Source organism: Bacteroides sp. NGMCC 1.200775 (genome assembly GCF_040798045.1).
GTDB classification, from domain to species: domain Bacteria; phylum Bacteroidota; class Bacteroidia; order Bacteroidales; family Bacteroidaceae; genus Bacteroides; species Bacteroides hominis.
On the sequence record NZ_JASCQK010000002.1, the window covers coordinates 384,337 to 396,468 of the forward strand.

The window sequence follows — 12,132 nt, forward strand, 5'->3', positions numbered from 1 at the left end:
TCATGGATTCTATTCAGATAGATTTTACAGAACTAAGGACATCATGGACTAAATATGATATAGTCCAAGCATTAGATGTTATATATAGTGTTGATACTATACAGAAATATAAGAATAAGGAAGCAAAAATTAATGAAAGAATTTTGCGTTCATTTCTTGGTATCAACTCTCTAGATGATCCAATTCCTGATTATTGGATTGAAATTCAAAAATATCCAATAGAAAAGAAAATATTTTCATTACTAGCTCTGATCTTTACTCATGGAGGGGTTGTAAAAGACTTTGCAACTAAGTATTCAAAAGATAACATGAAAGGTGTCTTTTATATTGATTCTAAAGACAAACAGCTTACTAATATTCGCAGTGCTTTAGTGGTTGCAGAAGCAACAGAACCGACAAATAGGAGAAAAAATGAAGTACCTTATGACTTCTCCGTTGCATATTATAATCCTAAAGTTGGAAAATTATTTAAAAAAGTATTATTAGAAAGGTTTTCTAGATTTACAAACAAAGAACTCTCGAATGATGAGTTTTATAGTATATGTGAGAAAAATGAATTTCATAAAGCTTTAAGTTTAACTTTTGATCAATTCAAAACATGGCTTGAAGGATATAGCTTTAATGCGTGCTATGTTAAAGAATTACATATCAGGAATTTTCTATCAATAAAAGAGCCAGTAGATATTGACCTAGAAAAATCAAAAGAAATATATTTTCTTGGAGAAAATGGTGACGGAAAGTCACTTATAATAATGGCAATATATCTTGCTTTTAACGGAAATTATATCAAATATAAAACTGAAAAGCGGGATACAGGAATTGCATCCGATATATTGGATAATAATAGCGATCTATATGGTATTGATGAGTGGGGGCATCAATATAATATTTCTAATGCAATATATCTTGATAATCTTTATGCTTATGGTACACATCGCGGAAGATATAATGCTGATCCTTCTGAAAAATATGGTTTCATGTCATTATTCAATAATGATCTTACACTAAATAGCCCAGAGCAATGGCTGAAAAATCTAAAATTGGAAGAGGAACAAGCTGAAGAAAATAAGCTAAAAATAAAAGTTGCAACTAAACAATTAGAAGACATTCTATTTAATTTACTCGAAAGAAACGTTAAAACTCACATTGAAGGGAGTAAGGTTTTTTTTGAGGAAAAAGGATGTTTCCTAGGTATAGATCAATTATCAGAAGGATATAGGAGTATCATTATTTTTGTCTGTGATTTGTTGTATCGTTTATATAAAAATAATAGCGACGATATATTCAAAACGAAAGGTGTTGTTTTAGTCGATGAAATAGATCAACATTTGCATTTAAAATGGCAAAGAATAATTGTTAGTAAGTTACGAAATATATTTCCAAATATACAGTTCATATTTACGACGCACAGCCCTACAATTATTCAAGGTGCATCAGACGATTCTATTATATTTAGAACATATAGAGTGAACGGCATAACAAAAGTGAGTGAACCCTATTATAGAAAGGACTTAGATCATCTCATGATGAATACTTTAGTAACTTCTTCTCTGTTTGGATTGGAAGATTCCAGATTAGACACAGATGATAATAATTCCGATACTAACGACACTTATTTATTGTATAAAATAAACAAGAAACTTATTTCAAAGTTACAAGAACAAAAAGAAAAAGGTAAGAATTTTATTAGTGAGAACGAAATTGACTCTTTGATAGATAGCATTTTAGAAGAATATCAAAATGAAGAAGATCAATAAAGACTTAGCAGTAATACCACCATCACTAGTTATTGGTGATGATAAGTTAACACACCAAAGGAGATTAGAACTAATAGCAAAGAAACATTATATTAATGAAGCACCTTACAATGATCGATATAAAACTGATGATATTAGAGATAGATTAGTGCTTATATATAACAACAAATGTGCTTTTTGCGAACAAAAGGTTGAACAATATCATATTGAACATTTTAGACCTAAGCAAATTTACTACTGGTTAGCATATAGTTGGGATAATCTTTTATTAGCGTGCCACTATTGCAATAATTATAAAGGCATAAACTTCGCAATAAAAGGAAAGCGAGCTAAATGCCCTAGTACAAAAAATTTAAAAAGCATCAATACTATATCATCCAACAAATATAATCTTCAAGAGCAACCAAAGTTAATAAATCCAGAGCAATCAGATCCAAGTCCTTACTTGATATTTGAAAGAGATGGGAAAATAACTTCTGATAACGAAGATTATAAATATACAATAGAAACATGTAGAATAGACCGTAAATATTTAAATGATAGTAGAAAAAAAATTATTGATAAATTTAAGAGAGAAATAATTTCAGAGCTTGTTCATAATTCAACTCCAGAAGAACAAAAGCAGGCTATAAATATATTGGTCAGACGTTTTGTTAATGAAGCCAATGATAATGATAATGAATTTTTGGCTTTTCGTAATTTTGCAATTGGACACAATTGGTTAAATGATGTAGTAAAAGAGGCTATTACTACTTTATAATAATTATAATGCCTATATGCTCTCGAAATTTGATAAATCAACAAATATGTTTATCTTTGCACCTAGTATTCTCCATGAGCAAACTACCGCAAAAGCACGTAGCAAATCAGTGGGTTAAATCATGGGATATGCTTGAAACTAAAAATATAAAGTTTTAAATATCAGCGTGGTAACTCTGTCAAGAGAATCCCAGGCGGATCACTCAAACAGCCTCAGAATCAATTCTGAGGCTGTTTGATTAATACCCCTCTCCCAGTTATCAACAAGTTCCTTATTCACACCTGTTCATAAAACCTGCTTACTACAAAACAAACCACAGATAGCCAGATAATTATCCTGTTAATAACTTCGTTCAAAAGCTGTTCAATAAGAAAAATAAAAGGGATTCTCTCTGTATACTCTGTAGTGAAAAGGAAGCTAAGAAGCAAGTTCTTAAATAAGATACTACCCGTTCCAAAGTGCTAAAGCATTAAATGAGAAACAGAGAAAGAAAGTAATTTAAGTTCATCTTAGCAGCCGAGATGTGCATCTTGACAGCCAAGATCTATATCTTAGCGGCTAAGATGTAAATCTCAGCTGCTAAGATGAAGAAAGTCAGATGAAGAAAGCTACTTTCCAAAGGGATGAAAAGAACTTTAGTCGAAGTGCTTCTGGATTTAGTATCTAACTTCGCTATGAGTGTATTTAAAGCCATTGACAAGTTTCCACCAACAACGAATCCAAAAAGATGTCTCAAAGCAGGCAACGACTCTCTATGAAGTTGTTCACAAAGCCTATTTAAAAAGAGATACCACCTATATATCAACAATTTATCCTGTTAATAACTTTATAGAAAATTCTCAGGATCAAAGAAAAGCAAAGTGGATATCGGCACAAAAATACGATCTATTCCGATAATCAGCAGATTATCTTTCGTACTTTTGCCCCTTCAGCGGTTAATGCATAGGTGAAATGCAGGGCAAGATGTATAAACAGAAACGATTAATAATTTATGAAGGAGAATGTTTACGATAAAGAATCCTTCTTTGAGAAATATGGCGAGATGCTACGCTCAAAAGAAGGGTTGAAAGGTGCGGGAGAATGGCCGACACTGGAAAAGATATTACCTGATTTTGAAGGGAAACGGACACTTGATTTGGGATGTGGCTATGGATGGCACTGCATGTATGCAGCTTCTAAAGGAGCAAGCCATGTGGTTGGTATTGATTTGTCTGAGAAAATGCTACAAGAGGCTGAAAAAAAGAAGGAGTCCGACAAAATAGAATATCACCGGATAGGGATAGAAGACTATGATTATCCGTCGAATCGCTTTGATGTAGTTGTCAGTTCACTGGCTTTACACTACATTGAAAATTTAGAAGAGATATTCCGAAAGGTGTACCGTACATTAGCCCAAGGAGGAACATTCGTGTTTACAATGGAACATCCGATATTTACGGCACATGGAACCGAAGATTGGTTTTACAACACAGCAGGAACCGCACAGCACTGGCCGGTAGATCATTATTTCACTGAAGGATACCGGGAAACCTCTTTCTTGGGAGAAACGGTAGTGAAATTCCATCATACTTTAACTTCCATATTGCAGGGACTATTGCAGGCCGGATTTACCATAACCAATGTGATAGAGCCTCAACCGACTAAAGAGATGCTGCAAAAGATCAAGGATATGGAAGAAGAATTGAGACGGCCTATGATGCTGGCTGTTTCTGCCGTCAAAGTCTGAACAAGCAAAGGGAGCAAAACCTGCGCAAACTTTCATAGACCAGACTTCATATACGGATTTATCCCAATGATATTATCGTGTAAATCTGCTGATAAAGGAAGTTTTTCTCAAACGCTTTTACCATTTATTCCGTCGGACGACAATCCCGTCGTTACCTCAGGAGGCGCCCAAACGGCTGCACCTGTATTCCAGAGGGGTCAGTCCGAACTTCCGTTTGAAGGCCGTAGAGAAATGGGCATGATATTCATAACCGACACATGCCCCGATCTCTTGTATCGTCTTACTGCTATCCAGCAGATAACGACAGGCCATCTCCATACGATAATCAAAGATATGGCCGAACACGGTGGTACCAAATACCGTTTTGAAACCTCGTTTTAAAGTACATTCGTTGGTACCTACCCGCAATGCCAACCGATGAAGCGAAGGGGGATTGAGATACTCCTGCTCAATAATGGCCTTGGCATGATGCATCTTATCACACTCTATCCCGACAGAACACGAACAATGAAGACACTCCTCTCCTCCCCGCCGTGCGAGAAAAAGCGAAAGAATTTCCCTAATCTTGGCATCCACATACATAAGTGCCATATTCCCATTCAGCTGTGAAAGCTTAATATCACTCAACGCTTTATAAATACCGGTACAAAAAGGGCGATTTGTCCGATATGCCCTGTAGAGTCTATCACAAAAAATAGTTTCGATATCTTCATTACCAAACAGATCGGGATATTGTCCGGCAAGTTCACGGATATAATCGTTGGAAAGCATAATCTCCATCATGTGAAACGGCGTATGCTTAGGGAAACAGACGCATGAGTCTATCCCATCACATTGCAGGAGATTGGCATCTCCTTTGTTCCACTCCTCACTCCGGGTAATAGGGTCATAAAAGCAAGTGACGTGTCCGGCTAAGGCGGCACAAAACCAAACAGCATGATATTCATCGGCCTGTGCATACATCTCAATGGACTCCTCACATGATATATGATGTTCCATAATCGAAAAAAACGGAGTACATATTTCTTCGAATGTCGCTTTCAGATACCCATTGTCAATCCGATAACTATTTCTTTCTGTCCGGCTCTCTCCCGCCAGATTCTGTACGGGCCATTCCAGCATCATTTCATGCAAATCATGTTTCATTAACCGAGTTGCCATCATTATTCCTTTAAGTTAAAGTCAAGTTCCTTTTCGCGTAAGCAGTAAAAGCCGGTAAGGCTCTACTTTTGTCTCCAATTGGAGAGTAGATACAAAATTACAATAAGCCACCTATCGGCACAATCCCCATTAATAGGTAATTCTCCACGAATAATAAACAACAACCGGAAATATAAAAGCAGAAACTAAACATGAAAGTAAATTTATCAGGAGTTCCCGAAACTCTGTTTATAACCTTGCGAATAAGGGCTATAGAGACAGTAAAACCCAACGGCGCTATCAAAGACCCTTATGCCATAGATATACTCCACCGAATCGAACTGGCAAGTTCTTCGAAAGACAAAGTTTCGGAAGGTTCGCAGGTGGGCACAATTGCCCGTACCCTCGTATTGGACGAAATCATCCTCGACTTCCTGTCGAAACACCCTAAGGGAGCTACCGTCGTAAATCTGGGATGCGGACTGGATGCACGCTGCAAAAGACTTCCATTGCAAAATTGCCTTTGGTTAGACATCGACGTAGAAGAATCCATCGGGTTACGAAAACTTTTCTTCAAGGAAACGGATAATTATAAAATGATCGCCCGGTCGATGTTCGATGATTCATGGATGAACTCTGTTCCCAGAGGTCTTCCTCTGCTGATCATATCGGAAGGAGTGATGATGTACTTCAAAGAAGAAGATATCAGAGAGTTAATTTACCGGATCGGACAACGCTTCCATCATGCGGAAATGGCATTCGACGTAATTAATACATGGACAGCCCGGAACTACAAATGGCATCCGGACGTAAAGAAGTATAACGCACCATTCCGATGGGGAACAGACAACGTATATGATATGGAAGACTGGTATCCGGGACTACACGTGATTAAGGAATACCTATATATGGACCGCTTAAAAAAACGATGGCCTCTGTTCTTCAAAGTGATGCTCCCACTATTCCCATCTTTACGGAAATCATCCCGGATAGTACATATGAAGTTCCAACAACAATCATCTAAATAAGGAGAACAGGATATGAGAAATAAAATCTGTGTTTTCATCATCACTCTGCTCTCACTGTGCAGCGGCCTCCCGGCCCAAACACAACCGGGCAAACTGAGCGGAGTCATCATCGACACCAATGACGAGGAAATACTCCCGGGTGCCAACATATATATAGAAGCACTGAAGAAAGGCGTCTCGGCGGATAAAAACGGGGAGTTCCTCATCGAAGCTCCTGCGGGACGTTATTCGGTCACTTTTTCATTTATGGGATATCACACCCGGAAAGAGGAAATAACGATTCCGAATACCAAAGGTAAAAAGCTGGTTATCCGCCTGGAACCGGAAGCTCAGTCACTGGGTGAAGTTGTCATCACAGCCAAAAGTGAAGCCCGCCAACTGCGCGAGCAGGCCATGCCTATGTCGGTAATCAGCATGCAACAACTACAGGGAACGGTCAGTAATGTGCAAGATGTCCTGTCGAAAACCGTAGGTGTAACCATCCGTAACACAGGAGGTGTAGGCAGTGCGTCCCGGGTATCGGTACGCGGTCTGGAGGGGAAACGAATCGGTTTCTTCATTGACGGAAGCCCGATGAATGATAATTCGGACTTCATCGACATTAATGACATACCCGTGGAGATGATCGACCGAATTGAAATCTACAAAGGAGTGGTACCCGCAAGGTTTGGCGGATCGTCCGTAGGCGGAGCTGTAAACATTGTCATCAGGGAGTATCCGCCCAAGTACCTCGATGCCAGCTACAGCATCGAAAGTTTCAATACCCACAAGCTTTCACTGGTAACCAAACGGAATATTGCTTCTAAAGGACTGGAATTCGGAGGCGGGGGATTCTATACCTATTCTGACAACAACTATAAGATGGAATCTCCCTTCGAAGAGGGGCTTGTCATTAAACGCAACCACGATAAATTTAAAAAGTTAGCTGTTGCAGGTAGTCTGAAAGCACGTAAATGGTGGTTCGACCTGATTGAGTTTGAACCTGTCTTTATGCACACTTTCAAAGAAATCCAAGGAATCGAATATAATATTGAAAAAGCCCACACTTACTCTGACGCTTTCCTCTTTGCCAACAAGTTGGAGAAAGAAAACTTTCTTGTCGAGGGGCTCGATATGGAATCGAATCTGGCCTATGCTTATACGGTATTTCATATGGTGGATACCGCCGCATATCGGTACAATTGGGACGGTACCACTTACCCCGCCGTATCCGAATATGGAGGGGAAATAGGCAAATGGGCTTCAAACGCCAGAAACGAGAAACATACAATCACCCACAAGTTACACCTGAACTACGTTATCAACAACAACCATTCTGTTAACTTCAACTCGCTGTTCAGTTATGCATCCGGACATCCTAAGGATGACCTGAAGGACAAAGTTGTCGGTTATAAAACCAACTTCAAAAGTACGATGATGAGTTGGATTGCCGGAATAGGATACGATTTCCGCACGAACAATGATATTTTCCTGAATTCACTTAACGTGAAGTATTATACATACGGCATGAATACTCACATGAGCAGCATTATGTCATCGGAAGCAGAAAAAGTAGACATGCTGAAACGGGATTTCGGTATCAGCAATGCCCTCCGTTACAGATTCACTCCGGACTTCATGGGTAAGTTTTCGGTTGGATATGACGTACGCCTGCCTGCCGAAAGTGAACTTTTGGGCGATGGATATGCAGTCGCTCCTTCCGGAAATCTGCTCCCGGAACGGAACACAAGCATCAATCTGGGGTTCCTGTTCGACCGTACCGGAAAGTCTGCCAGTAATCTTCAACTGGAATTGAACACTTTTTATGGGTATCTCGAGAATATGATACGGTTTACCGGAGGTTATCTGCAATCGCAATACCAGAATTTCGGAAAAATGCGCACTTTGGGAGCAGAAGTAGAGGTGAAAGCGGACCTTACCCACTGGCTTTACGGCTACTGCAACATGACCTATCAGGATTTGCGGGATGTACGAAAGTTCGAACCGAACACTCATGTCCCCAACCCGACCAAAGGTAGCCGGATGCCTAACATCCCCTATCTTCTGGCAAACGCCGGACTGGAATTTCATAAAGAAAATCTATTCGGAGGCAAAATGCAGAATACCCGCATCTTTACGGACGGTTCTTTCGTTGAAGAGTATTTCTACGACTTTGAACAAAGCCGGTTCCAAGAGCGAAGAATACCACGCACCTTCTCTGCCAACGTCGGAATAGAGCATAGCTTCATGAACGGACGGTTCATCATCACAGCACGGATAAACAATCTGACTAATGCCCGGATGATGTCCGAATTCAACCGTCCTCTACCCGGACGCAATTGGGGAGTAAGGCTGAGATATGTATTGAAATGAAACAAGATTATTTATTTAAAAACCAAGAGAACTATGAAGATTAGAAATCTGACACTGGCACTTGCCGGTGCTGCACTTGTATTTTCGGCATGCGAAAAGGATCCTGACCCTAAAGTCCCGGCCGACAATGCTAACATCGCCCTGGCAACTATTCTGCCCAACCCCGATGGTATGACGGGAGCCGCTTACCTGCAGCTGATCCGTGATGAATTTCCGCAGAACACCAACAATAACAACGGAATTCCCATTCCCTACGGAGGAGCATATCCGGTTATTGAAGGAAACGACATCTTTGTATTCCCGGGATACATGGGTGACAGTAAAAACGAACTGGTGAAATACACAAGAGTCAACGGCCGGTTATCAAAAACAGGAACAATGAAATTGCCTCCCAACTCTTCGGCCACCAATATTGTTTTCGCTTCTGCTGAAAAAGCCTACCTATCTATGGCAGGACTGGGCAGGATCGCTATTTTCAACCCTATCACCATGGTCCAGAAGGGAGAGATCGATCTGCCTTCTCTCGGAGTGTCCGACAATAATCCGGACCCCTCTGCCATGTTGTTGCGCGACGGACTTTTATACGTAGGCCTCAGCCAGATGGTGGGCGGATGGGTTCCTCCACAGGACCGTCCATACAGCGACATTGCCATTATAGACACTCAAACGGATAAACTACTGAAAATGATTACAGACCAAACCAGTGGTATCTCCATGCCTACCCGTCCGATTGACCGCTATTCAATCTTCATGGATGAAAAAAAGGATATCTATATTTCGTGTGTCGGTGCCTTTGGCATGGTCAAAGGTCATAATGCCGGCATATTGCGTATCAAGGCAGGAGAGACTGAGTTCGACCCAACGTATCGCTGGACCATTACGGGAGCTGACATCAGCGGAGAAGAAAAAACTGCGGGATTTATCTCTGCCATCCGGTATGTAAACAATGGAAAAGCATATGCTTATATCAATATGCCCGGTTACTACAAGCCTGGAGAACAAGGACATACCGCCATCGCCGATCTCGCTGTAGAAATAAACCTATACGACCGGTCCATGAAAAAGATCAAGGGACTCGACCTTTCCAATGGTTTCGGAGTCATGCTTGCCCTCTACAAAGGAACTGTGCTGATAGGTAACTCTTCGACTAAAGCGAAAGGTATCTACTCTCTGGACATACAGACAGGTGAGGTGTCTAAAGAACCCATATTGACTACAGTAGGTAATCCGATATTATGCCACTATTTTGATAAATAAAGACCGATGCCTTTCATGGTTCTAATAAACAAGGGCTCTTCTTGCAGAATAAACAGAGTTACCGTATCTTTGCAGCCGTTTAAAAAAGAATGATTATGGAACTTCCAGAAGATCCGATGATGTTGTTCAGCGTCATCAACATGAAACTCCGCGATTGTTACAAATCGCTCGATGAACTATGTGACGATATGAATGTCAATAAAGAAACACTGATTGGCAAACTGGAATCGGCCGGATTTGAATACAATGCCGAACAGAATAAATTTTGGTAAAACAGGCATCCCCCTGCTTTAATTCCCGTAACCCTGTAATTCTTATATCCGGTGGATAATAAATGCTTCGGATAGTAGATCGGAATACAAGGCGGGGAAAGCATAATTCACCACAGAGTTCCACAGAACGAGCTTAGTCTATCGATAGCTAATGATATTTATTTGTGTAAATCCTGTGTAACCTGTGGTGAATACGGGTTTCGATACACCTCTTTTTATATCTCTATTCTCAACCCAATAATTGATTCTTATTTATTGGTAAAGCGGAACCAGTTAAAGTCGGCATATCCGTCTTCACCGGCTTTATCTCTGGTAAAATTAAATAAAGCAAAGCGATTGGCTGTCCAGACCAACCCAAGCCCCATATTAAGATCATTACCTATCGGAATGAATGTTTTCCCATCGAGGCTATAATAGAAAGTAGCACGGAAGTTCACATCCATCACACGGGCACGTACCCACAATTTATTTCCCGTAAAGTTGTCGATGACCTCAATATTCTTACCGTCATTACACATCACGATTCTTTTTATACCCTCCGACTGTTCCACACCGACATAGGCATAAGGAAACTCGAAAATTCCAAATCCTGCCACATTTCCATCCTTTAGTCCGGACACGTCGATTTCGACCGTTGCCTCGGACGAAGGCCCCTGCACACGCTGTGTCAATGTATTACGAGCTGTTTTCAATGAGTCGGCATATGAAGCTTTCAGCCTCATGTAGCCTTTCCGTTCCTTCAAGGACCATCGGGTATTGTCCGGATTATGATTCCACTGCCATTGCAGCCCGAGTACGGGAGTATTAAATTCGTCCGTTGTAGCAGGAGAAGCAAACGGATATGCTTTACCTACTTCCGGTTTTGGATACGTAATGGCATCTTTACCATTTCGCCCCAACATGGGCCATCCATCTACCCACTCTACAGGAACCAGATGGGGAACACGTCCGATGGGCCCCCTGTCCTGCATAATGATAAACCACCAATCACCATTCTTAAGCTGTACCATCCCTCCCTGATGCAAACCGTTGGGAGGATAAGAGCTACAATCATTCATAATTAATTTATGTTCGTAAGGACCATAGATATTGTCGGAACGCAAACAAATCTGCCAGCCTTCGGTTCCGCCTGCCGGGCAAGTGATATAATACTTCCCGTTTATCTTATAGACGTGTGCACCTTCCATACCATATCCTCCTCCAAACTCGTGAGCGTTCTTGAACCTCTTTTCCCAGATTTTCACTTTTTCTCCTTTCACAGATTTGGCATCCGCATTCAGCTCCGTGACATAAAGCGTACCTTGTCCGTGGACGACATAAACTTTTCCGTCATCATCAAACAGTAATCCGGGATCGTACAGATATTCAGGAAAGATTGTACGCTCCCAAGGACCTTTCACATCATCGGCAATACAGATTGAGAAGTGTCCGGGACCTTCCCCCTCCCATGAAGGAGTGCAGAAGCCCACATAAAACTTACCATTGTGATGACGAATGGTAGCCGCCCACGATCCCCGAAGATAACGGTCACCCCCTTTTAAATCATAGCAGGGATGCTCATCATAACGCTCTACCGCATATCCGGCCATCTCCCAGTTTACAAGATCCTTTGAGGTAGCAATAGGGCAACCGGGAACATAGTGCATACTGGTAGAAACAAAATAAAAATCATCCCCTACTCGAATGACATCGGGGTCAGGCCAGTCTCCCCACATTATAGGATTTGTAAATGTCCCGTTTCCATTATCCGGGTTCCACACCGAAGTTTGTGCACCGACACTGCAAAAAGGCAGCACCAATGCGATCATAATATAAAAAACTCTTTTCATTTTTGTACTTT

At 40.9% G+C, this 12,132-nt stretch carries 9 protein-coding genes; 7 read left to right on the forward strand and 2 right to left on the reverse strand.

Translation table 11 applies throughout. The annotated features are described in order from the left end of the window. Positions 1–2 precede the first annotated feature (2 nt). The 3 genes from QK890_RS08025 to QK890_RS08035 all read left to right on the forward strand — a co-directional run bounded on the left by QK890_RS08025 (position 3) and on the right by QK890_RS08035 (position 4,243). Positions 3–1,757, forward strand: coding sequence for an AAA family ATPase (locus QK890_RS08025; protein WP_137570002.1), 1,755 nt, complete (start codon positions 3–5; stop codon positions 1,755–1,757). Next, positions 1,741–2,517 (forward strand): retron system putative HNH endonuclease, encoded by a 777-nt coding sequence (locus tag QK890_RS08030; RefSeq protein WP_032540267.1) that lies wholly within the window; start codon positions 1,741–1,743, stop codon positions 2,515–2,517. Before QK890_RS08025 ends, QK890_RS08030 begins: the two co-directional genes overlap by 17 nt. A gap of 991 nt (positions 2,518–3,508) precedes the next feature. Then, the gene (locus QK890_RS08035; protein WP_005810607.1) at positions 3,509–4,243 is read left to right on the forward strand and encodes a bifunctional 2-polyprenyl-6-hydroxyphenol methylase/3-demethylubiquinol 3-O-methyltransferase UbiG; all 735 of its coding nucleotides are present in this window, start codon (positions 3,509–3,511) and stop codon (positions 4,241–4,243) included. A gap of 156 nt (positions 4,244–4,399) precedes the next feature. Here the strand turns inward: QK890_RS08035 and QK890_RS08040 are convergent, their stop codons facing one another. Then, complete coding sequence (locus QK890_RS08040; protein WP_032540268.1) at positions 4,400–5,407, reverse strand: helix-turn-helix transcriptional regulator; 1,008 nt, start codon at positions 5,405–5,407, stop codon at positions 4,400–4,402. A 188-nt stretch (positions 5,408–5,595) separates the two neighbouring features. Here QK890_RS08040 and QK890_RS08045 point away from each other — a divergent pair, with 188 nt between their 5' ends. The 4 genes from QK890_RS08045 (at position 5,596) to QK890_RS08060 (ending at position 10,292) form a co-directional block, all read left to right on the forward strand. Beyond that, entirely contained in the window at positions 5,596–6,411 is an 816-nt protein-coding gene (locus QK890_RS08045; RefSeq protein ID WP_032540269.1) for a class I SAM-dependent methyltransferase, read from the forward strand. A gap of 12 nt (positions 6,412–6,423) precedes the next feature. Beyond that, positions 6,424–8,763, forward strand: coding sequence for a TonB-dependent receptor (locus QK890_RS08050; RefSeq protein ID WP_032540270.1), 2,340 nt, complete (start codon positions 6,424–6,426; stop codon positions 8,761–8,763). Positions 8,764–8,796: 33 nt separating this feature from the next. Beyond that, positions 8,797–10,020 carry a hypothetical protein gene (locus tag QK890_RS08055; protein WP_367627295.1) on the forward strand — a complete coding sequence of 408 codons (1,224 nt, stop codon included), beginning with the start codon at positions 8,797–8,799 and terminating at the stop codon, positions 10,018–10,020. 95 nt (positions 10,021–10,115) lie between these two features. Beyond that, positions 10,116–10,292 (forward strand): DUF4250 domain-containing protein, encoded by a 177-nt coding sequence (locus tag QK890_RS08060; RefSeq protein WP_005810613.1) that lies wholly within the window; start codon positions 10,116–10,118, stop codon positions 10,290–10,292. A 248-nt stretch (positions 10,293–10,540) separates the two neighbouring features. On the opposite strand, the gene QK890_RS08065 is transcribed toward QK890_RS08060, so the two are convergent. After that, complete coding sequence (locus tag QK890_RS08065) at positions 10,541–12,121, reverse strand: glycoside hydrolase 43 family protein (RefSeq protein ID WP_005810615.1); 1,581 nt, start codon at positions 12,119–12,121, stop codon at positions 10,541–10,543. Between the last annotated feature and the right edge of the window lie 11 nt (positions 12,122–12,132).

Coding starts and splice junctions, on each gene's coding strand:
- QK890_RS08025 (WP_137570002.1), top strand. CDS start 3: ATGGATTCTATTCAGATAGATTTTACAGAACTAAGGACATCATGGACT.
- QK890_RS08030 (WP_032540267.1), top strand. CDS start 1,741: ATGAAGAAGATCAATAAAGACTTAGCAGTAATACCACCATCACTAGTT.
- QK890_RS08035 (WP_005810607.1), top strand. CDS start 3,509: ATGAAGGAGAATGTTTACGATAAAGAATCCTTCTTTGAGAAATATGGC.
- QK890_RS08040 (WP_032540268.1), bottom strand. CDS start 5,407: ATGATGGCAACTCGGTTAATGAAACATGATTTGCATGAAATGATGCTG.
- QK890_RS08045 (WP_032540269.1), top strand. CDS start 5,596: ATGAAAGTAAATTTATCAGGAGTTCCCGAAACTCTGTTTATAACCTTG.
- QK890_RS08050 (WP_032540270.1), top strand. CDS start 6,424: ATGAGAAATAAAATCTGTGTTTTCATCATCACTCTGCTCTCACTGTGC.
- QK890_RS08055 (WP_367627295.1), top strand. CDS start 8,797: ATGAAGATTAGAAATCTGACACTGGCACTTGCCGGTGCTGCACTTGTA.
- QK890_RS08060 (WP_005810613.1), top strand. CDS start 10,116: ATGGAACTTCCAGAAGATCCGATGATGTTGTTCAGCGTCATCAACATG.
- QK890_RS08065 (WP_005810615.1), bottom strand. CDS start 12,121: ATGAAAAGAGTTTTTTATATTATGATCGCATTGGTGCTGCCTTTTTGC.